This is a genomic window from Marinobacter flavimaris (genome assembly GCF_002933295.1).
Classification (GTDB): domain Bacteria; phylum Pseudomonadota; class Gammaproteobacteria; order Pseudomonadales; family Oleiphilaceae; genus Marinobacter; species Marinobacter flavimaris.
Genome location: NZ_PSSW01000009.1, coordinates 99,504 through 123,130, shown reverse-complemented (window position 1 = coordinate 123,130; position 23,627 = coordinate 99,504). Strand labels below are relative to the sequence as shown.

At 58.5% G+C, this 23,627-nt stretch carries 9 protein-coding genes; 8 read left to right on the top strand and 1 reads right to left on the bottom strand.

Going from position 1 to position 23,627, the window contains the following annotated elements; genetic code table 11:
• The first annotated feature begins 43 nt into the window (after window positions 1–43).
• A complete protein-coding gene (locus MDHKLMBL_RS15880) occupies window positions 44–580 on the top strand; it encodes a GNAT family N-acetyltransferase (protein ID WP_104271415.1) in 537 nt (178 codons plus the stop codon).
• Between the two features lie 52 nt (window positions 581–632).
• Here the strand turns inward: MDHKLMBL_RS15880 and MDHKLMBL_RS15875 are convergent, their stop codons facing one another.
• Entirely contained in the window at window positions 633–1,133 is a 501-nt protein-coding gene (locus tag MDHKLMBL_RS15875) for a lactoylglutathione lyase family protein (RefSeq protein ID WP_008172104.1), read from the bottom strand.
• A gap of 94 nt (window positions 1,134–1,227) precedes the next feature.
• Here MDHKLMBL_RS15875 and MDHKLMBL_RS15870 point away from each other — a divergent pair, with 94 nt between their 5' ends.
• The 7 genes from MDHKLMBL_RS15870 to MDHKLMBL_RS15840 all read left to right on the top strand — a co-directional run bounded on the left by MDHKLMBL_RS15870 (window position 1,228) and on the right by MDHKLMBL_RS15840 (window position 23,625).
• A complete protein-coding gene (locus MDHKLMBL_RS15870; protein WP_039881921.1) occupies window positions 1,228–2,103 on the top strand; it encodes a LysR family transcriptional regulator in 876 nt (291 codons plus the stop codon).
• Window positions 2,104–2,500: 397 nt separating this feature from the next.
• Entirely contained in the window at window positions 2,501–3,097 is a 597-nt protein-coding gene (locus MDHKLMBL_RS15865; RefSeq protein ID WP_008172101.1) for a hypothetical protein, read from the top strand.
• Window position 3,098: 1 nt separating this feature from the next.
• Entirely contained in the window at window positions 3,099–12,926 is a 9,828-nt protein-coding gene (locus tag MDHKLMBL_RS15860) for a DUF6603 domain-containing protein (RefSeq protein WP_104271413.1), read from the top strand.
• Between the two features lie 57 nt (window positions 12,927–12,983).
• Window positions 12,984–15,020, top strand: a complete 2,037-nt coding sequence (locus MDHKLMBL_RS15855; protein WP_104271411.1) for a hypothetical protein — start codon at window positions 12,984–12,986, stop codon at window positions 15,018–15,020.
• Window positions 15,017–15,979: a hypothetical protein gene (locus MDHKLMBL_RS15850; protein WP_039881919.1), complete on the top strand. Its 963-nt coding sequence runs from the start codon at window positions 15,017–15,019 to the stop codon at window positions 15,977–15,979. Before MDHKLMBL_RS15855 ends, MDHKLMBL_RS15850 begins: the two co-directional genes overlap by 4 nt.
• Before the next feature lie 9 nt (window positions 15,980–15,988).
• On the top strand, window positions 15,989–19,783 hold the full coding sequence (locus MDHKLMBL_RS15845; protein ID WP_008172098.1) for a hypothetical protein: 3,795 nt from the start codon (window positions 15,989–15,991) through the stop codon (window positions 19,781–19,783).
• Window positions 19,780–23,625, top strand: a complete 3,846-nt coding sequence (locus MDHKLMBL_RS15840) for a hypothetical protein (protein ID WP_146083423.1) — start codon at window positions 19,780–19,782, stop codon at window positions 23,623–23,625. The genes MDHKLMBL_RS15845 and MDHKLMBL_RS15840 overlap by 4 nt, the downstream gene beginning before the upstream one ends.
• Window positions 23,626–23,627: the final 2 nt, after the last annotated feature.

Genomic DNA, 23,627 nt, shown 5'->3' with positions numbered 1-23,627 from the left:
AAAACGGCCTGTTCTTCAAGGAACTCAATAGGGTTTTCAAGCCATGAAATTCTCGAAGTCTAGCGAGTCTGATCGTCAGGAAATCGAGGTCCTGTTTACCCGGACATTCTCTGATTCGGAAGGTGAGTCCGAGGGAAAGCTGATTGGGCATCTGGTGCATGAGTTGATGAATGGGACCGAAACCGATGACATTTTCGGGTTCATCGCTACCGAGCAAGGGCAGATAGTCGGGTGTATCTTTTTCACGAGATTGTCGTTCGGCTCCCGCGTAAACGCTTTTATGTTGTCACCGGTAGCCGTTGATACAGGCCATCAGGGGAAAGGCGTTGGTCAAAAACTGATTAACTTTGGCATTGACCACTTGCGTGAACGGGGTGTTGAACTCATTTTTACCTATGGTAATCCGAACTACTATTCAAAAGTGGGTTTCGAGCACGTACCTCAAGAGTTTGCGGAAGCGCCATTTAAATTAACCCATCCAGAGGGGTGGCTGGGGCAGTCGTTGGATGGCGGCAGTATTAAACTCCCACTGGGGCAGGCGTGTTGCGTTGAGGCATTCAACGATCCTCAGTATTGGTAAATCCAGGAGGCTCTCCGCCTCGGAAAGCCCCCTTGAACTGTTCTGGCCTTTATCAGTAGGCACCCTCGCTGTATATCAACTCATAGCTGTGGCTATAGATCTCTAAAATGTTGCCAAACGGGTCTTCCATATAGATCATCCGGTAGGGCTTCTCGCCGGGATAATAGTAGCGCGGCTTCTCCATGCGTTTTTTCCCGCCAGCAGCCAAAATACGGTCAGCCAATTCCTCGACGTTCGGGTCTTGCACACAAAAGTGAAAGATGCCGGTTTTCCAGTACTCGAAATTGTCTTCCGGGTTGGTCTGGTTTTTAAATTGAAAAAGCTCCACACCGATTCTGTCGCCCGTCGATAAATGAGCAATACGGAAGCTTCCCCAGCCGGCACCGAAAACATCGGTGCACATCTCCCCAATGGCGCTTTCGTCCTCTTCGATCTCGGTTGGTTCCATAATCAAATACCAACCCATAACCTCTGTGTAGAACTTCACGGCTTGCTCAAGGTCCGGCACGGATATGCCGATGTGCGAGAAATTTCTTGGGTACACGTTGCTCATTGCCTGTCCTCCTTTAGTGAGACTGAGAGCAGGTTACATGCTGGTGTTTATCAGCTAAAATTATCATTTATTCTTTAAAAGATTACGAAAAGTAATGATAAATACCACCTGGTTACGCTCGTTTTGCACGCTGGTTGAAGTGGGACATTTCACCCGCACAGCCGAACGTCTCCACATGACACAATCGGGGGTAAGTCAGCATGTGCGTAAGCTTGAGGAGCAGCTTGGTACGGAATTGCTCGTCAGACAGGGGAAACAATTTTCGCTTTCGGGTGCCGGCGAAAAGCTTTATGCCGAGGCGCAGGACATTCTCCTGGCGTTGTCGAATCTTGAGCAAACAGTTGGTGAGGACCCGCCCTATGAGGGAACTGTGCGGCTTATGTCTCCGGGAAGTGTGGGGCTGAAGCTGTATCCTCATTTGTTGTCGCTGCAGAGCAAGCACCCGAAGCTCATTATTGATTACCGGTTTGCGCCGAATCCTGATGTGGAAAAGGCAATCGCCGAATCCACTGTTGATATCGGATTCATGACGGCAAAATCTACCCTGGCGGAAGTGAGTTGTACGCCCATCGCGCAAGAATCACTGCTGTTGGTAACACCTGCTACGGTCGAAGAACCGGATTGGGAGACGTTGATGACCCTCGGGTTTATCGACCACCCTGATGGAAGTCATCACGCCGGCTTGCTTCTTGGTGCCAATTACACCGAGTTTCAGCACAGTAGCCTGTTTCCCAGAAAGGGGTTCTCGAACCAGATCGGTTTGATCCTGGAGCCGGTCAGCCTGGGGCTGGGCTTTGCTGTTTTACCAGCACATGCCGTTGAGGCCTTTGAAAAGTCTGAGGGCATCAAAGCTCATCGTCTCTCTCACCCGGTCAGCGAAACGTTGTATCTCAGCGTTCCCCGGAATCGATCACTTCAGGCGAGAATGAATACTGTGATAGCTGAGGCCAAGCGGTGGCTGAATGGTTGAGGCAGGTTTTGAATGACTCTGCGCAGTCACCAGATTTTCACATTATTTTGGAAGGCGCATGCCTGATTTGACGTACCTGCGACCTTTCTTGACCAACGCCGAAGCGGGTATTCCGGGGCCTTGAAAGCCCGTTAATCATGATCCGATACTCATGATATGTATGATTAATCGGCTCATTTGATTAAAATTTATCCAATTTTTTTGCACCCTCCTTCACCCTGCCTATACTCCCTTATGTCATAGCTTGAATTCATGACGCTGTTTGCTGTTTCCGGGGCCTATGGCCTGAATCTACGCAACAGGGTTTTGATGCTGCAGTCCGGCTACCACGGGAAAGAAGGATGTTTTTCCTGCCGGTCTCGAAACCTGCGCAAGACATTCGCTGCGAGGGATCGCTATGGCAAATTTCGCCCGCTTTATCACCGTCGACTTCTCCCAATTCGATTGGCTAAACCGCATCGATGCTGATGTTCTGCTTGATGTCGGTGACCTGTCACCAGACCTGCTGACTGTTCCCGGTAAAGACGCCCAGCGTGTGCTTTCGGAAGTGGTTCGACTGGTTCTCGATTTGCCGCGAAACAGCACACCCCTGGTTGTCTGGACCAAAGGCGACAGCGAGCTGCTCATCCACAGTGACCAAACCCGTATTCAATTCTCCAGCGGCGTTATCACGGTAACGGTGAGCGCGGAATGCGAAGAGCATGGAAAGCTCAGTATTCCGGTACCGATTGGCGTTGGCACCAAACAGTCGCCAAGCGGCCTTGTTATGTCCACGTTCGAAGACCTCGAGGGCCCGGAAGAACTTATATTGGCCTGGCGGGACGCGATTCAGGCGTTCGCCTGGGAGTCCGTGCTGGAAGTCGCTTCCGTGTTCTGCGCCGAGGTTGGCAACGACAAGCGTGGTTTGCCGCTGGTTCCTGGCGCGATCGCCGCTGCTCCGAACAAAATGCTGGTGCAACCTGTTGCCCGGTTTTCACTGATGCCGGGAGTCTGACATGGGTGCTGACCAGAATCTGGACGTTTTTGGCACACTGGCGGAAGCAGTTGGCCTGACCCGAGACGGTGAACTACAGGGTGACTGGTTCCAGGACCCGTTAGGCAATCCCAACGGTAGCAAGCGCGGCCTCAGTTCGATGATGTACCTCGACGAGCAGCGAGAGGCATTGATCGCTTTTGTTGATGACGTGCTGGGAGCACCGGACAGGGAAGAGCAAGGGGGCGCTATCTGGGTCCCGCTTTTCAGCGACTCCGGTGCGACTGTTTTCGTAGTGGTGGAGGAGGCCGACAACGGCGCCAGAGTCGGATTTGGCATCGAATACGACAGCGCTAGCTCAGTGCCCGCAATCTCTGTAAGTGCCTATGTTCCGGTATTCCAGTTCGAACGGGAAGGCGCTGGAGCGCTGGACATTTCCGGGGCGCAACCCGATTGGCTGGTGTTGGGTCGGGACGACGCGCACATCGAATTAGCCATCAAAGTCATTATTTCCAACGATGCCCCTGCGCCAGGGGACCTATACATTGGCGCCGTATCCGTGGGTGTGGACGTTCCAACCAGCCCCTCTGATGATCTGGAATTCAGTCTCGGTTTTGAACGGCTTCAGCTCCCTGGCACCAATGCGCCCAGGGATTTTGAGCTCACCGTGGATAACATTAACGAGCTGGGCTCCGATTTTCTGGAATTCATGACGGGCCTGATTCAGGCCCAGGCCGAGGCGCTCGATACCACCAATGCGGCGACCGCTCCGTTTGCGGCGCTCACCGGTTTGGCGGGATTAAGATCTGTTCCGAATATTCCACCATTTCCGCTGGAGTCACTGATTACAAATGGCGTGTCTGCGCTGACCGGCTGGATTGAATCCATCCTTTCTTCCGCACCCGCTCGCAATGCCTGGCTCGGCCAGTGGGCCACGCTGCTGGGCGGTACTGTCAATTCTGGCCGAAGCGCCATTGAGTTCAGTGACGGATCATTGGCCGGAGCCGTTGGTTTACGTGTGGCGTCGTCAGCTGCCGGGGGATTGATCATCACGCCCTGGCTGGAAGGTTCGCTCAGACCTCAGGCCGGGGCGGAAGTGAAGGCGCAGGTGGACCTGCTTACGCTGGCAACCCTGGATGGCAGTATCAAAGCCGTGCCGAATTTGTCGCTTCTTGCTGTATTCGGGCAGGTAGCGGGCATGGGGTCGCCACTGCTTGCGGGCGACCCGGCAATTGGGTCAATCAAAACCGGTATTACTCTGACCGGCGGAAAACCGGCTTTTGCATTGACGGCTCACAACGTCACGCTCGGCGGCACCAATCATGAGCTATTGGATCTGTCGTCTCCCGATGCCGCGCTGGACGCCGCCGAGAGCCTGGTCGACGGTGCTTTGGTTTCGGCATTGGCCACTCTGGGTCGCCCCGGCGAGATCTGTTCCCAACTGCTGGGGCTTGATCCGCCCACCGGTATCTCCGGCCCTTCGGCGATCGAACTCCTGACCGACCCTCTGGGTAAAACGGCCGCCTACTGGAATTCACTCGTTGCCTCGCCGGCAGCCATGGCGGTTGTTTTAACGTCAACCCAGGAACTCATCACCGGTAACTCAACCAGTGTTTCGGGCGCCGGGACGGCAGCGGATCCCTGGAGCATTGATCTGGACCCTGTAGCGCTTGAGGTTTCGATCGACGGTGACTGGATCAATTTTGATTTGGAGGCTCGCCTCGAAAACACTGTTCTGGACGACAAGCGATCAGACGTTTTTGTCAGCGCAAGGTTGTTGCGGCTGAATTTTTCGGCGCCGAGTGCGGAGTTCCTGAGCCGAATTAACGCTGGCACCCGGCTGCGGGAAGCCGATGGATCTGATCTCAGGCTGGATATGGGGCAGGTTGATGTCTCGGCCCGGTCGATCGGTGCCTCGGTGGTTTGGGGGGCTTCAACGGGCTTTGCCGTGCGTGTGGATGCGCCAGACCTGTCAGTCGAAGTTGAAGCCGTCGATGCATCCGACAGTTCAACCATCGAAGTTCCGTTGCCGCTGCCTGAGTTCAGCAGCGATGGCACGGTCCGCTTTAGCGCGGATTGGGGGGGCATCGAAAACGCGGTGGCCGCGTTGCTTCGGCGACTGGGCTCGCCGATTATCACCGCGCTTACGGACCTGATTGGCTGGAATGGCGAGGGAGCTCGTCTATCCATTGAGCAGCTTTTGAGCGACCCGGAAGCTGCTCTGAAATCCTGGATGGGTGATCTGGTACTGAATTGCAGCAATGTTCGGGTGGCGATGAGCCCGCTCTCATACCTTTTCAGCGGCTTCCGCCAGTGGGCACCGCTGGGCAATGGCAATGAACGCACGCCGTATCGAGCCGCCATTGCCGCAGACTCCAGGGCGCCGGGCGTTGCGGTGTGGCTGGACCCTGGCTGCGACATCCACCGCGGGCGGTATCAACCTCCAGCTGGCAATTTCGATTCCAGCGAGCCGACGGAGTTGGCCTCCATTGCAGAAGCGATTCGGGCGGCAGGTACGGAGCTTCCGGAGCTCGCCGATCTGATGACGGGCCGGAACCGCCTGGACGAGGGGTTTCAGGCGTTAATTGATCGCTTCACCGGTACCGACGGCCTGATCGGCCGCCCAGCCTCGCTGCCAACCGGTGTGAATGGCATCGACATTGGAGGCTTGAGCTATCGTGAACTGGTGGCATTCGGTGCCATCAACCTGTTGCCGCAGGAAGCCTTCGGAAGCGCACCTGACTCTGTGGTTTACGTGGGCTGTGAGGACCTCTGGAGTACCTGTTTCGGAAGCGACAGCCTGGATGTTCGGGGAGAGGTCAGCGGACCCGGCGTTCCGGCGTCCGCCAACGGACACTGGTCCATCTGCCTGCCGAATCCAACAACAGCCGCGGCAGCGAGACCTGATCGTGGTGCCATAGACGAGCAATGCCAGCGCCTGATCGAGGTGTTGCAGGATCGGGCCACGCCCATAACGGTTGTTGCCTTCGGTTCCGCCGGGGCGGCTGCCATCAAGGCGGCAAGTACGATCACTTCGATTGATCGGGTGGCAACGGTAGGCGCGCCCTGGGCGCCGGTTTCCCTGAATGGCTTGTTGTCGGGGTTGAGCGGCGACGCGTTGCGGCTCCTCTTGCAGCTCCAGCGACCAGAGCCCGAGACGATTAACGAAGAGGAGATTGCCGGAGAATCCAACGCCCTCTTGCAGTTTGGCTATGTTCTTGAGCGGGCGTCCCGGGCCGCCGGTTTAACACCCGACAGCCTTGATGAGCTTTTGCGGGCGGACCAGCAAGCGATCCGGTCAGGCCTTCCGGTAGACGCGGTATTCGGCGCCCTTGACGCCGAAGCCCTGGAAGCCGGTCTTGCTGCAACCGTTGCCGGTGCCATTGCCTACCGCCACGAAACCTATGAGCCTCCGGCAACGCCACCAACCAAACTGCACGCCGGTGTGGATCTGCCAGTTATTGATGCCAATCTCGGCGGCGTCTTCCTCGGGGCGGGGGCCATCCTGGAACTGGCGACCTGCGATCGAGGCCCCGGTGGCGATGGCTTTGAGGTGCAAACAGACAGGCAGGTCATCCTGGATCTGCATTTCGGCGTTCAGGATGGTTGGCTTGTTGGTGGCCCGGGCGCCGGCCAGAACGACATTGAGGTGCGCTGGGTATCTGCCCGGTTGTACCTGCCCTTGGCCGGTAGCACGCGGGTATCTGGCGCCCGGATAGTTCTGCACGAGGCCAACTGCTTCGGGGTGCGGCGGGACCAGTGGGTGATTGAAAGCGGGGCTGGTGTAGCCTCGCCGAGCTTGCCCACGTCTGAGGTTCATTTGATTCTGGCCGAAGTTGTGGGGCGCTTGGCTGCGGCATCTCCGGATCTCAGCCAACTGCTTGCCGACATCGGGCTGGTTGCCGGAGGTGGTTATGATCCGGAAGGTTTTGATCAGCTTATTCTGGATGCCAGTGCCGCAATCAACGCGGCGGTAGATGCATCTCCGGCCAGCCTTGCCGGCGCACTAAGGGCGCTTGGCGGATTTGGTGGCGCAGGCGCCGAGATATCCTGGGCACTCGATGCGGCAACCATTGCCGTCGATCTGAACTCCCGCGCCTTTGCTCTGGACGTAAACCATGTGGCGGCAGACCTTGTTCCACTGGGCCTGACGCTATTTGCTTCGGCATCCTCGGCCTCCATCTCCGGCTCCATCGGCGCAATCGAGCCGGATGTGGGTGGTCTTCGGCTTGTAGCCAGTGCAGCAACGGGTGGAGTTTCACCCGCCCTGACTATTGCCTGGCAAACTCCCGGTTCATTGTCCGCGACGTCAATCAATCTTCTCTCATCGCTAAGCACTTCCGAGCAGGCCGCCCTGGCGAAACTGGGAGCGGGATTCATCCCGTCAACGCTTCTGGCGGGATTAGTTGATCACCTCCGCGAAACCGCTTCTGACGATGCGAGGGTCGCCATTGAGGTGATAATGGATGGCCTGGATTTGCTGGCGCCGCCTTCTGAACTGCCCTCACGTAGGGTGTTGCTGCCCTGGGCGTTGTTTATGGACCCGGTGGGTTGGCTGAAGACAGGCGCTGCACCCTGGAAGGCCGACCCGTTTGGCCAGGCGATTCAGGCGTTCGATGCGCTCGGCCAGTTGTTGATACCCGGCTTCACCGGAGGCGGATTCGATTTCAGTAATGAGGTGTCCGTAACCTACGGGGTGGCCTCAGAACGGCTGAATGTAGCCGTCGCCATCGAAACAAGTCATTCATTGGGCGCGACTCCGGTCATCATCAGCCTGGGCGGCGGCCTGTCCATAGCCACCAACGGCTCGATTAGCACCCTCGTTTCCAGTTCGGCGACCTTTGATGGGAAGGGCGTTGCTATCTCCCTATCGCCAGACATTCGCATCGACCTCTTGCGGGCTGCCCCTGCAGCGCCCATGCAGATTTACCCTTCGGGACCGGGCCTGGGATCACTTCTGGCGACTGGAGCAGGTATGGCCATCCCGGTCGCGCTTAACGCATTGATTGCCGAAAGGGCCAACCCGACGCCGTCGCTGCAAAAAAATGTGGCTACGGCAGTGTTTGAGTTGGGTAGCGCATTGGATCTTCTGGAATCCAATCAGTTTGCCGACGCCAGAATTCAGACCTTTGCCGCAGACCCCGCCGGGGTACTTTTATCCCGCCTGCCCAATCTGGTTGTTACCGCAATTTCGCAGTTGGCCAATGCTCTCGACCCTGCGGGTACTGTCGTTTCGACATCGACGCCTGCGACGGGAATCTGTCGACTGTCACTGGGTAGCACGGATCCTGTGGAGATCACTCTGGATGCCAGCCCCACGGGCCCTGCCATTGAACTGGCCGCGGCTCTTTCGATAGCGGATGTCGGAACGGTCGGATTCGACCGGGTGCGACTCAGCGCGAGCGGCGTTGCAGTTGCTGTTTCCTATGTGGCAAGCGGATTCGACGTTGGCAATGGTTTGATTCTTCGCCCTGTAGCGAAAATTGAAGCCGGCGTGTCCGGCGCCGGTTTCTCCCGAATGGCCGCCCTTGGTCTCGTCACCGATGGTGCGGGTGACCAGTCCGTTCAGTTCCGGTGGGCTTTGAATCAGACGCCGCCGCGGGTGGTTGTTGTTGAAGAGTCGCCGTCCGGTGAAACAGAAGACAGCGAGCCCGCAGCTGTGGCCCTGGCGCTCCTGTCCCAGGCTGTTTCCATGGCAGCGGGTGTCACCTTGGAAGCACTTGGTACATTGGGAGCGGATGCGGTTGATGCCCTGCAGGATGTCCTGTTCACCGGTGGCACACCAACTCTTGATCCCACTTTGTTTGACGACATCGTCGACCCGGAAGCATTGTTGAAGCGCCTGTTCCAGCTCGGCTTCAACCTGGCCGACCACAACCTGAAAATTACCATTGATGGCAAAGTGGATGTCGGCTTCACCCGCAACGGCGATCTTGCAGGCATCTTCGTGTCTTTGCCCCCGGGCGAGCGTATTTCGCTCGGCGGCAGCGACCCGACGGTGGATCTCGAAGTGGTCGCCAACTGGGTGACGTCGCCCGGAATCGCGCCGGGTTTGTCGATCTTGCTCGTTGAAAAGGTCGGCAGCGATTTTCAACTGAATGCGGGTTTCTCCATCGCTGGTCTGGGCGTTCGCGTTGGCAAAAATGCAGGGCCTTTGCTGAACCTGGGTATTATGAGTATCGACGCCATCGGCGTTCATTTATACGGCGAGGCGGTGCCGGCAGGGTTAGGTGGCGGCGTTCAGGTTCAGCTTGATGGGCTGGCCATCGTGCCCTCGGCGGCTGGCGGCGACAATGCGGTTGCCAATAACATCATGAGCGACGCCGGAAACGATGCGTCGCCCTCGGCCCGTCCTGCCTTCAGCCCGGCGTTGGCGATTCAGAAGAACCCGGGCGGCGACCTTGGCATTTCATTGCGGGCAGGGGATCCGCCTGGCCCCTGGTGGCTGGCGATCCAGAGACAGTTAGGCCCGCTTTATCTCGAGCAATTCGGTTTTGATGTCACCGAAGTTGATGGGTCCGTTACCGGGATTTCGCTGCTGTTCGATGCGCGCGTCTCACTGTTCGGGCTAACGGCATCGGTTGAGGAGCTTGGCCTGCACTGGCTCGGTGGGGACGTTTTCGAGTTGACCAACTGGGCGGTCGATTTGAAAGGCCTGGGTGTTTCCGGGGACTTCAGTGGTCTGTCTATCGCTGGTGGTCTTCTGAAAACAGACCTGGAGGGACAGATCGGCTACGTCGGAATGCTGATGGGTCGCTTCGGGGTGTATGGACTCTCCTTGTTCGGCGGATACAGCGACGACAAAGGGCTGCCTTCGTTCTTTGTATTCGGTGCCATTCAAGGCCCCATTGGTGGTCCTCCCGCCTTCTTCCTGACTGGTATTGGGGGCGGTCTGGGTATCAAACGGGGGCTACGCGTTCCGGATGACCTGTCAAAGTTTGGCGAATACCCCTTCATCAAGGCTCTGGATCCCGCGGCGAGCGTGTCCTCCGATCCATTGGAGGAGTTGCGAAAGCTTGCCGAATACTTCCCTCCGGAGCCGGGTAACTTCTGGTTTGCCGCCGGCATCAGTTTTACCAGCTTTTCTCTGGTGGACGGTGTCGCGGTGTTGTCGGTTTCCGTGGGCAACGGGTTGGAACTCAATCTCTTTGGTCTGGCTCGAATGGCTTTGCCCAGGCCCCAGGCCGCACTGGTATCCATTGAGCTGGGGTTGCTAGCCCGGTTCTCGTCCTCGGAGGGGCTGTTCCTGATTCAGGCGCAGCTTACCGACAATAGCTGGCTGTTGTACCCCGAAGTCCGACTGACGGGGGGCTTTGCTTTTGCTACCTGGTGGCTCGGCCCCAATGCGGGCCAGTTTGTTCTGACCTTGGGTGGCTATCATCCCAGCTTTCAGCGTGACGGGTATCCGATTGTTGCCAGGTTGGGCCTGCAATGGCGGGTGTCCAACGCCATTGTGATCAAGGGTGTCTCTTACTTTGCCCTCACATCAGAAGCCTTGATGGCAGGGGTGGAAGTGGAGGTCAGTGCCGACTTTGGCTTCGCCTGGGCCCGCATAGCCTTTGGTGCGAATGCCATTGTCTATTTCGATCCGTTCTACTTCATGGCGGACGCCTACGCCCGCATTTCCGCCGGTGTGAAGATAAAAACCTTCCTGGGTACCATTCGAATCAGCATCAGTCTTGGTGCTCGCATTGAGGTCGAGGGGCCTGATTTCCTGGGCAAGGCGACCATCGAAGTAGGTCCTTGCGACATCAAGGTGAAGTTCGGCAGTTCCCGCGAGATTCGCGGCATATTCGTGGGTTGGGATGAGTTCGTACCCAAGTATCTGGAAGAAACCTCGCCGGGCCGGGCGCGGACGCTCTCGGGGGCAGCGGGTAAGGGGGCATTGCCCGCGTCCACGGAGGGTGAAACCTCGGCACCCTCCAGTGACGGTAGTTATGAGCGGCCCTTCGAAGTCTTCGCAGAGTTCGAAGTGTCGGTTGTCGCAACCGGCCCGGTCACCCGGTTTGACTTCAACAACCCGGCCATCGACAAGGACATTACGCCCAAATTGCCGAGTGGCGCCGCGGTAGCGATGGGGCTGAGCCCAATGAACGCCGCCGGGTTGAAGGGTGAGTTGGAAATTCGCCTTGAGCGCAGGGTTGGAAACACATGGACGGATCGCACCTCGGACCTGCGCCCCTTGGTGGAGGGCATGAAGGACGAAAAGACTGCCGAGGAAGGTCCTACCTATGGCCTGGAAGCCTTCCCGATCGGTGTTTGGGGGCCGCCAGAAGATCCCGAGCAACCCTCCAGTCCCATTCCGAAAGGCGACGTTATTTTCGCTGGCAGCCGGTTAAAGATGGTTGCCGAGGCGGACATGAGTTCGCAAACCGGCCCGGAAATCGATTACTACCGGGTTGAAGCAGGCCGGCGCCCACTTCCGTTGTCTGCCGCCGGTACGTTGCGGGCCGACAACCTGAACCGGGCCACCGCTTTGGGAGTTGTTGCCGAGAGCGCGAGCATTGATGAAGCCTTTATTGAAGCCCGGAAGTATCTGTTTGCGGACGGCACCGGCGCGTTACCCGAGGGGCTTCTGGCCACAGGGCAGCGCAGTGCCAAAGCGCAGGCTATCTACGAGAGCTCCCGCACCGCGCCACCCATGTTTGGCACACTGATGGATGGCCTGGAGGCGTCGAATGCCAGCAACGGATCGACCGCCTTCATGTCTCTGGATGAGAGCCCCCGGGTCATCAAACCAACGAAGCCGTTCGTGACCGGATTCATGAGCAACGGGGCGGGCGTAGCCTTGCGGGATGCGACCACAACCGTTGCGGATAAACGCATCAAGCGCCGTCCGGCACCGTCCACCGAATCCGTTCGCGGCCGACTGGGCCGCAGTCTGCCGATCAAACTAAACACAACCCATGCTCCGTCCAGCTTCAACGATCTGACGGTCGTTGTTCGTGGCTCTGTACCTCGCACCAGCGTTACCAGCGCCAGCCAGACGTATCTCGGCGGCCGGGTTGGCTCGGGTGCGGGGGCCGCCTATGTGAAGGGCCTCGGAACAGGAGCTGGACCGGTCCCCCAGGCGCCCGGTAGCAAACTGCGCCCGGGAGATATAGTCACCATGCGATCTCCGGATGCCGCAATTGATGGGGAAGATACCCGGCCTGAACTCAAGATCACCGGCGCGGCACGAGTGGTCATGTTATTGGGCAATGGTGCTGTGGTTGCCGATGAGCAGGTTCAGGATCGTCAGATCGCCGTTCCGAAACACACTGCGACAATTGCCGTGCAGGCCAGTGGTGGAGGCGATGGTCGCGCCACTGGTCTGAGAATTGTGGGCTGGCACGATCAATCCAGACTGGTTCGCCTGACCGGTCGATCAGCGCTGGGGGCCGGATGCGTTCTGTCGCTGAACGGCACAGCCGGAAGAGCCTCCGTGGGGTGGCATCTGGCCCAGAATGTGGTGCGTGGTGCGGCTGCCGTGTCTACCCGGTTTGATCACACGGTTACCTGTGTTGGTGTGATTCTGAAAGCCGGTGAGGGTCGGTCTGCCAGTGATGTGGAAATAGAGCTGCACGGTGCACGGCACCTCAGGCAGCCGGTTCAGCCGGTGGTTGTTCAGGCAGGGGCGCGCTCGGTGCTGCTGTTTGAAATCAATTCCCTTGCCGGTTATTCCGGTGTTTCCGTTCGGGCCCTGCAGGGCGGCGCCCGTGAAATTGCGGGAATGATTGGGGCGGTCGCCTCGGCTGAGGCGATGGCCGAATTGATTGCGGAAAAGGGATTGCCCGCAACGGTTTCAAGGCTGCGCGCCGTTGGCGGCAGCAACTGTGAGATCGAATGGGTGCCGGCACAGGACGATTAACGCCGGGCAGATCCACGCAGAGACCGGCGAAAGAGGATAGCAAGAAGGAAGCAAGCGATGCCTGTTGGTGAAGGAAAATTCAAGCTCTACGCCAAACTGAATCCGCCTCTTGAGGCGGGACTGTGGCGTATAAGGGCCAACCAGAAATTCTCAGCGCAAACGCCGGAGGCCAGTCTGGATGCCAGTGCGCTGAAGGTGGACGAGGAGAATATCCACCTCAGGATTCGGTCGCCGCGCTACATTCTGCCGCCTGATCAGATTCTGTCGACCTATCCACCGGCCAATTCTTTTGGTAGCTATGGCAGCCGCCTGCCACAGGTGGTCATCAAAAGGCGGACTCTGCCATGGGAGCGCCGCCTTGACGGTGCACCCGCCAATACACCCTGGTTGGCACTTGTGCTCATCGCCGAAGGGGAAGCCAGGCTGGAAACCGGCGTTGATGTCGCGAATTGCGTAACCGAGGGCGTTGAACTCGACGGATTAAAAGAAGTCGCCAAGGGCAACTGTCTGGCCATCAGAAAATCAATCATCGATAAGGTTTTTCCCACCAAAAACGACGTGGACCTGCTGGCTCATGCCCGGGAAGTAGACATCCACGATACCGAACTGATGATGGGTGATGATGACGGGTTTCTTGCCGTTGTCATCAGCAACCGACTGCCTGTGCCGGGTAAGGACGAAGACGGCAATGATGCCCCGGTGAAGTATCTGGCCTGCCTGGTGAATCTTGAGGGCCAATACGATGTGCTGTTGGATCGGTCCCCGGATCCGGTGCCGTCGTTCGTTACACCTTTCATGGTCAAGAGTACCGTTCACCAGAGTATGGCCAGTTACGACGACCATCAGGTGATGGGCACGGCTCTGGCTCCACGGGCCGCGGGAATCAATGCCGGTGACCTTCAGAATCTGACTCAGCCGGTGCCTCTGGCGCCGGGCGTCAAAGGCTCCCGATCGACACAATTCAAGTCCGGTGCTGCGGCAACTGCCGGCGCGGTCCCATATTCCGGCTCCGGTACCTGGGCCATCAAAAAGTCCAAAGGCTCCACTTCGGCAGACATTGCTCTCAATATGGCCGAGCCCTTTCGGGTGATTCAAACCTTCGAGGTCCTGCCTTTGGACCCCGAATATCGGTTCCCGGTTTTACTGCACTGGAGTTTCACCACGACCGGCGACACCACCTTCCGATCATTGATGGAAAACCTGGACTCCCGTCTGCTTGGCGATGTTGGGCCAGGTCAGAAATCCGTGAGTGGCCGCCTGCCTCTGGAGGTTGCCGAAAGTGGGCATGTCGGTCTGGGCCACCAAACCCGTGAGGGTGACAAGGTACGGTCCTGGTACAGAGGACCGCTGGTGCCGCATCCCACCCGAAATTCCAGTGCTGATCGACTGAAGCTGGCACACAGTTCAGACCAGCTACGAGTGGTTATACCGGATGGCCGGGAAGATCTGTCACTGGCCACTGCCTTTGAAACGGGCCGTCTTCTCACACTGTCTCAACCGTCCATCATCGCTTCGTTGATGCGGTGGCGACAAAACGACTATCACGCTGCCCGACTGAAGTCCCTGCTCATAAAAAACAGAACTCTCTGGGAGGAGGTGCTCGGGGCAAGCATTGATCAAATCGACATCCGCCATCTGGGCCGGCTTTCAGGGCGTTTCTTTGCCGATGCTGTTGTGAGAACCCCTGAAAAGTTTCTGGGAAATCCAATGCCCCAAGTCGGACCGGGACGGCCTCTGGAATTCAATGGTCAGCCCACCACCGTGCTTGCTCGGGGGTTGGGGCTGCCGCCGGCCTTATTCGTCGGCGACCTGAACAAAGTTTTCGAGGGTTTGCGGGGTGTCCAAGTGCCCAAAGAAGACCTGCTTACACGTGAACTGGGCAAAGTCGATTTGCGGGACACCCTGGAGGCGGATCTGGACCGGCAGCGTGTCGATCTGGTGTCCAGCACGCTGTCGAATGAACTGATCAACGAACACCTGACCGGCCCTGCATTTCCGGTCACAGATCGCCTGATCAGAGAGGGCTTGAATGACAATCTGGATGTGATCCTGCGGGACCGCCCCAGAGATTTCACGGATGAGGACGAGTCATGATCAACAAAAACCAGGACATCCTCGAAAACCTCGGCCAGGAGCTGGAAAAAACCGCACGGGCTCCGCTCAGCGAATTCAGGATTGACCAAAACACCGCGATGCCCGCGGAGCTGAGGAACTGGTTAGTCAGCTTGCGGCTGCTCAACGGGGTTCCATTTGCCAATCTGGTGGCGGACTCCGAACTACTCCCGCAAGAATCGATTCGCTGGTTTTACATGGATCGGCGTTGGACGGATGCGTTGGTCCAGGGCGCGCTCAGCGTTGGCACGGTGAATAGTGACGACCGCATCCAACTGGATGCCCAATACAACGCCATCCGCGCCGAACTGGATACCGAAGAGCGCAACGTACGTCGTCGCACGCTCGCCCCACGTCTGACTGGGCAAACGGGTCCCATTACCGGATTTCTGCTTCGCTCCGCCGCCGTATCCGGGTGGCCGGGCATGCATGTTCGGGCTTTTGATGTAGACCCGGAGGAGGGCGACGAAGCCCGGTTCGAAGAGGACGATCCCCGACGAATCCGGCTGCTGCGTCTGGAAAGGTTGGCCCCCGCCGTTTTGCTCTGCCTGTTTGATGGTGTTCCCAAAGTTGTTCACCTGGAGGAACCGCGCCAGGGCGTCCAGTTTGGCTTCAAACACGAGGATAACGGTAACCAACGCTCAGCAACGCTGACTCCCCGCAGGAAGAGCGACTTCAGCTACCTCGACGTGGAGGACATAGATGTGCCGTTTCGCGTGGGGTCATCCGGTGTTGTTGATATTCGGCGGCTATCCGCGGCTCTGGCTGAGCATGATGAAACCGGCGCGGGCGATGGTCTGGATAGCGCGGAGTACGCCTTGCAGTTAATTCGATTCCCATGGCGGCAGGTGTTTGGGGAGGTTCAGGTTCCACCGATATCTGCCATGTTCCGGGCGACCGTGGCTTATGAGCCCATGGTTAACGCCACATTCAAGCTGTGAGGGGGCGCTATGTTCAAACACCTGTTGAAGAAAAAGACCCTCACGAAAGCGGTCTATGACGAACGATGGGCCTGGCTGGTTCGAGCGGATACTGACCTGGCCGCCGTCAATACCTGGGACCCGGATTTGCGGCGGAACAAACGCATCCTGGTTCCCATCGATGTTCAGGCCTATGTTGCAAAAGAATCCAACCCGGAGCCGTTGGTGTCCGTGACCGGTGGGCCTGGCGACCCTGCGCCTTTTGCTGAAGGGCAGGTGCCGGAAAATGGTGTTCACCTGCACTGGGCACTTCCCGATGCGCTCCTGAGGGGGGGCGAATCAGCTGCAGGCGGCGAGCTGGAAATGACAGAGCTTCCCAACCACTGGGTTGTGGTGCGAGCGCTTTTCCCCGTCGGGATTAAACGGCCCATGATAAGAGGCTGGGTGATCGATGCAAAAACCGCGAGCATTCGGCCTCTGGGCTCCTTTAACGGATCGAATTTCGGTACCTCGGAACAGCCTACCTATGAACCTCTGGACGGGACCGTAGGCGGATCGCCCCTCTGGACCGCGTCTTATCATGCCAGTGCCAATCGTTTCGCTTTCCATGATGCCCTGGAAGATCTGCCAGAACTTCGAAAGACCGCGAAAGACGGTTTTGAGAAAGATGCCGGTACCTACACCGTTGCGGGCTGGTATACGGACATGGACAAAGATCCGCTGGCGGTGGTTAGCAAAAAAGACTTGCTGGATGTGATGGCCGACCTTGGATGGTATCTGGATCCGGAAGCCGAGCCGCCCAGCAACGAACCGGATCTGGCCGTGTTGGAACGTCTGTTATCGAAAGGGGAGATGAAGCAGCCAGCTGAGGCAACTCCAACCAGTTTTGTGGCAAAAGGTCGCGTTGAATCTTTCACATACGCCGACATGACTCCGGAAATGGGCCTGCCGGTTGATAAAGCCTCCAAGTTGTTTATTGCCCAGAAATCTCCCACCTTCATGTCGCTTTTTCACGGCATGATTTCAGGCGTCCCCATCGGAGAGAACATGCCTGTCATTGACGAGCGCCCATCCTCAGAGGCGCTGTCGGTCGCGGCCGGGTTTGATACGGATGATCTGGTTACCGCGCTCGGCGCAGATGCCATTGGCGATAGCGTTTCCCAGAGGCGTGCCGCTGAAATGCTGGCCGCTGCCTTCACCAGCGATTTGATGGACCGTATGGGCACTCAGGACGGCCTGCGGGATATTGCCGAGCGAGAGCACGACGACATGTTCAGCTCTCGTCCGGGCAAACCCTTGCCTGCAGCCAAACTCGATCATCTGCGCGTTGAGGACTCCGCGTCGGTTAACGCAACTTCGGTCGGGCGAAAAGGGCGAGCCAGGATGAGCAAGGAGAGCACCGCCGAACGGGTGTCGCCGCTGCCTCGTTGGCGTGACAAAGTTGTCTTCAGCGAGGAAATGCAAGCGCCCAAAGCTCCACCAATCGAGCTCAAATCCGATGCGATTCGGGGTGCGCTCAAAGACCGGCGCACCGTTGAACGACCCGCACCCCGTCTTTTCATGCCCCAGCCCCCGTCGCTGGCCATAAAAGGTGCCAAGCCAAGCCTGCGCCATCATTATGACGGGCTCCACGATGATAATGGCCGTTTACGGTGCCGTTACCCCAATGAGGCGGTGAAAGGCATCAAAGGCGTGGTCAAGGCGAAAGACCTGGTGCCCACGCTGGGATCGGGCGCAATCCCGCCCGAAGTGTTGACCATCGTACGTGAAGCTCTGGTTCTGAATCCCTACTGCAGCCGCTGGCTGGCCAACGCTGCCACCGACAAGGACGAGGTTCGCCCGAAGTATCAGAGCCGCATTGAAGGAGAGATGCTCCGGCTCTACTCCGCAGATGGTCGCTACGACGGCAGCGGGGCGTACACCTTGTCTGGCAGCCTTGCGGATCCGCAAGCGCCGGGAAAGGAAACCTGGCAGCAATTCTCTTTCCGGGAGACGTCCCTGAAAAAGCAAATCACGGCTGAGCTGGCTGTTGCCTCTTACCTTGAGGGGCTGAGCCCGAGCCCACTGGGGGTTACCGCCTGGCGACAGCCCTGGGTGCCGCTTTGGCTGGAATGGCGGATTGAATTGGAGGGCTCGACTTCTTTGACTGATTGGCAGCTCGATGAACTGGACATGGTTCGAAAAACCGACGCCAATGATGTCCAGATGATTGAGATTGTTGGCCGTAGCCCGCTGCATCGGGGCCTGGGGACGGCTCTTCAGGCAGGTATCAGCCGCTGGATTGCGGCGGAGCAGGAGAGGGAGGCCACAGGCGATACGCTGACGGCATCCCAGGAAAACACATTGAATACCCTGGCGGATTTCATCAAACCCCAGGATCTGGCGTCGGCCTCTCTGGATGGGGTCAGGGAACAACTCCTGGGCCTGAACTATCTGGGCGGATTCTTCTCCACGCCTGGCGCCGATGACCGGCCAGAGGTTATTGCCGATCCTTTGACCTTGTTCGGGGGAACCATCTCCTTTAAGGCGCTTCGTTTGGTGGATGCATTTGGCCGTGTCCTTGACGTGCCTACCACGGACATTCAAACCACCACACCCCTGGAAATACCGGATGATACCTCTGCCATGAAGATGCCACTGCGCATCCAGGGGGGCGGGCGCTGGCTTTTTCGGTTGGTCGATCCGGCCTACCAGGGCGACCCGGCACTGGCTCCTGAAGCCTTTGTGAATCAATTGGAGCCAACCCTGGCGGTTAACCCTGTTGCCGGCTTTCTGTTACCTGACCACATTGATGAATCTCTCGAAGCTTTCGATAAGAGGGGTAATCCATTGGGCCAGATCAGTCATCATGAGCTGACCGGAGCGGTCCGCTGGGAGCCAGCTCCGGGGAGGCCCTTGCCCCCGGGCGCTGGGCCTATGGCCGATCTGCCGCCCGATGCAACGCCCGTGGGCAATCTTGTTTCCGGGGTGATCAGAACGGATGTGCAGCATCGGAAGGGGGAGCTACCGACTACCGAAAGCTCGCTGACAGGTTTGCTGAGGGCAATCGACACCACACTCTGGACAGTGGATACCTTCAGTACCTTGGGGTCATCATCGATTGCCGGCCTGGTGGGGCGTCCCATCGCTGTGGTCAAGGCGACACTGAGGTTGGATGTACCCGACGATCTTGACGATGTGCGAGTGGATTCAATTGAAACGGCGAATACCCGCAAGGCCGCGTTCGAGGCGCTCCGGGATCAGGCGTTTCCGGTACGGCTGGGCGATCTCCAGCGCAGCGACGATTCACTGCTCGGATATTTTATTGATGACAACTACGACCAGTTCCATCTCGTCGACAAGTCCATCGGTGCGCTGGCTAGGGAGAGCGGTCGTCGCCGAGGGCAGTTGGGTTTGCTGGGCAAGGTTCATGTTCCGGATGTCCAGCCACTGGACCATCCTTATCTGGTTGACGAGGATCTTTTCTACGTCCGGCCCGGTACCTGCCATACGCTGACGCTGTTGATGCTGCCTGCTGGCAAGGTTCACCTTACCTCCGGCGTTCTGCCGAGAAAGTCACTGGCTCTCAATGACGCCTGGATCAATGATGGCCTAAAGCGGGTTATCCCTTCTGTTCGGGTAGGTCCGGTGCTTGTTGATCCTGAGGAGATTCGGTTACCCAAGGTCAATCTTCTGGGCGAGAAGCAACAGTTCACCCGTCGGACCGGCCCCTTGACCTGGCGAGACGACCCCATCGTTGCCGCGACGCAGTCAGCACTTCTGCCAAGAACGCCTCACGAATTCCAGGAGGGCTGGATTCGGATCATTGAGGAGGATCAGTCATGAGTGATGTACCGGTTGATCCTACTCTCGCTCAGGAACGAGCGCTTGCACGGCGCCGCAAGAGGAAAGCCGAGAAGCGAAAAAACGCGGTCGCGAGGGATAGCTTCTTAACATCAATTTCGGGTTCACCCGACAAACAGGCGTTGGCGGCCTCCATGAAGGCGTTAATGGAGCGCGAGGGTATTGGTCCATTCGGCGAACCTCCGGCCCGAACGTCTGCCCGTTCTTCGGCTGGCCTGGGGCCCGCCCCCATGGCGTTTCCCGCCAACAATACCAATCGGTGGGTGCCGATCGGGCCCTCGGTGGTTCGTCAGGGGCAGGCTGAGGGTAGGCCGCGAGTGTCTGGCCGGGTTCGTGATCTGGCCGTAAGCCCTGATGGCCAACGCGCCTACGCAGGCACGGCCAAAGGTGGCGTCTGGTATACCGGCGACGGTGGCGCTACCTGGGAACCCCTGGGGGGCTGGGCCAACGAGCCCAGGCGGTTCGGTGGCAACACCAGCGCATTCGCCTGTGGGTGTTTACTGGTGAACTTCGGTGCCAACGCCGGTGCTGATTTTGTGATGGTGGGTACCGGTGAATTCGACGCGATGCAGGGTGTTGATGGCGCTGATGCAATTCGCGGGGTTGGCATTCTCGCCGCATCAGGACCCGCCGCCGGTGCGGTCAGTTCGGACCCCTGGGAAACTGCGACGGGCATTGCCGCTCTGGAGGGCGTGTCGATAACACGCATGGTACGCGTTCCCGGCTCCGCACCCGGAGCTGCCGGAGATCGTGTGATCGCAGCCACTTCAGGTGGTCGGGATCTTGGCTGGAACATCCAGGGCGGCGGACTTTATCTGGGCACTCGATCCATGGTTGGCGGTAACCTCTCGTTTACCTGGTCAGCCCTGCCGTTGCCTGCCCCCGCGCCATCGCCGCCCGCAAACGGGGCCGCCATGGCCCCGGTCAATCGTGCGCCGACCGATTTGTGTTATGTCGGAAATCGTCTGTTTGTGTGTTTTCGAAGCTCAGGCATTGCGTTCTCAGACGATCACGGCAACACCTTCAACTGGATTACGCAGAACTTTCTTCCGGCACCGACTGTCCCGGCCACGGGAAGGTTGGATGGAAGAATGAGCATGGCGGTGAATGATGACAACACCGCTTTGTATATTCTCGGTGAGGTGACCACTAATCCCGCCGGTGGGAATCCTGTGCCCCATATCTGGCAAATAGCAAATCCGGGTGATGCTGCGCCCATTGCCAACCCATTGAATAACATTCCATCCGCCGCCAATCTCTGGCCCGGGCAGCGTGACTATGATCAGGCCATCGTCGTTACGACCCGGAATACGGCTCTGGTTCCACCGCCGGTACGGACAGACCGGGTCTATATCGGCGGGTCGCTCATTCAGGTCAATAACTGGAACGCGTCCATTTGGGCTTTCGACGTGAATGGCAACAACCTCGTACCGTCTCCGGGCGTTTCCGATCAGCCAGTCGGCACGAACTCAGGAGCCACACAGCCTGGTCTGATCGGCGATGCAGTTCACCCGGACGTTCATTCTCTCAGGAAAGCCACCAATGCAGATGGATCCCGGCAAATCTGGGTGGGTTGCGATGGCGGCGTGTTCGTTTCCCTGCGCGATGGCCAAACCAATACCTTCAGCAGCCGAAACGTGGGCCTTGCGTCCATCGAATCTATCTTCAGTGCCAGTCATCCCACCTCCAGCCATTTTTCGATGCTCGGTTGTCAGGACAATGGCCGACAGGTCCGGGTGGGAAGCACCGTCTGGGAGATGAAGACGTCGATGCAGGGCGACGGTGGTGGGGTAACGTTTCACCCGGTTCAGTCCCACTACGTGATGGGGCAATTTGCCAATGCGGATTGGGCCTGTGACCCGGCGGGCCGATACCGAGCGCCGTGTAATCTGATCAACAACGATCCGGAGTCCAATGCCAGTAACTTCTATTCGGGTATCGATACTGTTCGACGTGCGGCAGGGAACCTGGGAAGGGTAGCGCTGGGGACCAACAGGGTTTGGGTGACCGACAATCTGGGTACCAGCAACCCGAACACGTGGAGAGTATTACCCATAACCGCCGCTGGCACCTTTGTGCAGTGGCGGGATGGCCGTCCGGGCAACCGAACCCCGAGCACTGCAGCCAACATGGCCTTTGGGGTACCGCCAGCAGGTTTTGGGCCGGTGGTCACGGTGAAATGGGTCGATGAGCGCACCCTGTTGGCCTTATTTAATCAGGGGGTTATCCGTTACAGCGAGGATCCCGGTAATGCGGGGCGTTGGACGTCAACCGCGTTGATCGGCCCGGGCGTTGCGGCGCCGGCTGCGCCACTGGTAACACCGCAGGCTACGTTTTTCACAGATATTGCTCCAGTTCCGGGAACCAGCGATTTCTATCTCGTGACAACCGGCCAGACCAATACCTGGACACCGGCGGTTCCAGCTACGCCAACATCCGCAGCGGTGGCGGCCGTTTCGCCAACCGCTGCTGCAGACTCCTGTTTTTATTACGATGACGCTGCTGGCGGTTGTCGGCTGACAGGCCTGGGTCAGGCCCTGCCACCCATGCCCCCTCTCGCAACCAGTCCGATCGACCCGGCGTATTCGGTTACGGTTGACCCGGCGAATCCCAATACCGTGTACGTTGGAACTTCGACTGCGGTGTGGACGGCAACCAGAATTGCGGGTAACGCCCACGGACCGTGGCAGCTGTTCGTGAACGGTCTGCCGGAAGCGGTCGTGCAGGACCTTCACATCTGGCAAGATCCGTCCGGCGCGGGCACGTCGCCGAGGTTGATGAGGGCCACCTTGCAGTCCCGAGGCGTTTGGGAGGTCAACCTCGCTGCAGCTGAGCCCGCCCGAACCTATGTGCGGGTGCACCCGAGGGATGACCGCCGCATGTTCCCGACCCCCATGCAAAATCCGCGTCGTCGTCCCGGGGCCACGGCGGAGCCCTTTTTCGCGAGCCCGGATATCGTTGTACGGCCAGAGGCACCGGTAGGGACAACGCCATCGTTCCGGGGAACCAACATCTGGAACGGCAATCTGCGCTACCAACTCTGGACGTTCCAGACCGCCTTCCGGTGGATTTACCCCAGCGTTATCCCAAATGGAGAGTGGAGTGACCAAATGGGTGATCTTGTTGAGCGCCACCGCCGCTTGAGAGGCATTGCAAACCCGGGCGCAAGACGAATAGATGCTGCCTTGTGGGCTGACGTCATGGCCAACGCACTTGACGAGAACGGCTCGCCGGGTGTCTACAGGGCACCCTGGCAAAATGCAGCCGTACCGGCGTTACCCGGTTCGGAGATTGACCTGATGGAAACAGTGGTACCCCGCCGAATCAGGAACTCAGTCTGGCAGGTATACCGCGAGCGAAGCACCGTTGATGTCTCGCTGCACCATCGAGACACCCGGCCAGTGGCTGCAAACGGAGCGTTTGTGGTGCTGTTATGGCGTTCCGCAGCCTCTCAAAACACGTTGCTGGGAACGGATTGCACAAACGTCGTGCCCTTTGTCCGCAGCCTGACCGGCGGAGCGCCGCAGCCAACACCTCCGGGATGGAACGTGGCGCTGGCGGCTGACGGCACGCCATTGAACCGTTTGTCGGTTGACCTGTCTGCTCGAATGCCACGAGCCGTGTCGATCAACGTGGACTTTTCCGGCGTTTCGACCGGTCATCGGATACTGCTCCTGGCTGTTGTCGGCTCAACAAACGATGTCTTTTCGGCAGTACCAACGGGTCCGGTTACCTCCGTGGAGAATCTGGTGCGCAACTGGCCCCATGCTGCGGCCCGGGTTGTCAGCGTCTGGCCTCGACCCGGCAATCAACTTTTCCCTTAAGC

Bases quoted from the DNA above. Each gene is read 5' to 3' on its own strand.
- MDHKLMBL_RS15880 (WP_104271415.1), top strand. From the start codon at position 44: ATGAAATTCTCGAAGTCTAGCGAGTCTGATCGTCAGGAAATCGAGGTC.
- MDHKLMBL_RS15875 (WP_008172104.1), bottom strand. From the start codon at position 1,133: ATGAGCAACGTGTACCCAAGAAATTTCTCGCACATCGGCATATCCGTG.
- MDHKLMBL_RS15870 (WP_039881921.1), top strand. From the start codon at position 1,228: ATGATAAATACCACCTGGTTACGCTCGTTTTGCACGCTGGTTGAAGTG.
- MDHKLMBL_RS15865 (WP_008172101.1), top strand. From the start codon at position 2,501: ATGGCAAATTTCGCCCGCTTTATCACCGTCGACTTCTCCCAATTCGAT.
- MDHKLMBL_RS15860 (WP_104271413.1), top strand. From the start codon at position 3,099: ATGGGTGCTGACCAGAATCTGGACGTTTTTGGCACACTGGCGGAAGCA.
- MDHKLMBL_RS15855 (WP_104271411.1), top strand. From the start codon at position 12,984: ATGCCTGTTGGTGAAGGAAAATTCAAGCTCTACGCCAAACTGAATCCG.
- MDHKLMBL_RS15850 (WP_039881919.1), top strand. From the start codon at position 15,017: ATGATCAACAAAAACCAGGACATCCTCGAAAACCTCGGCCAGGAGCTG.
- MDHKLMBL_RS15845 (WP_008172098.1), top strand. From the start codon at position 15,989: ATGTTCAAACACCTGTTGAAGAAAAAGACCCTCACGAAAGCGGTCTAT.
- MDHKLMBL_RS15840 (WP_146083423.1), top strand. From the start codon at position 19,780: ATGAGTGATGTACCGGTTGATCCTACTCTCGCTCAGGAACGAGCGCTT.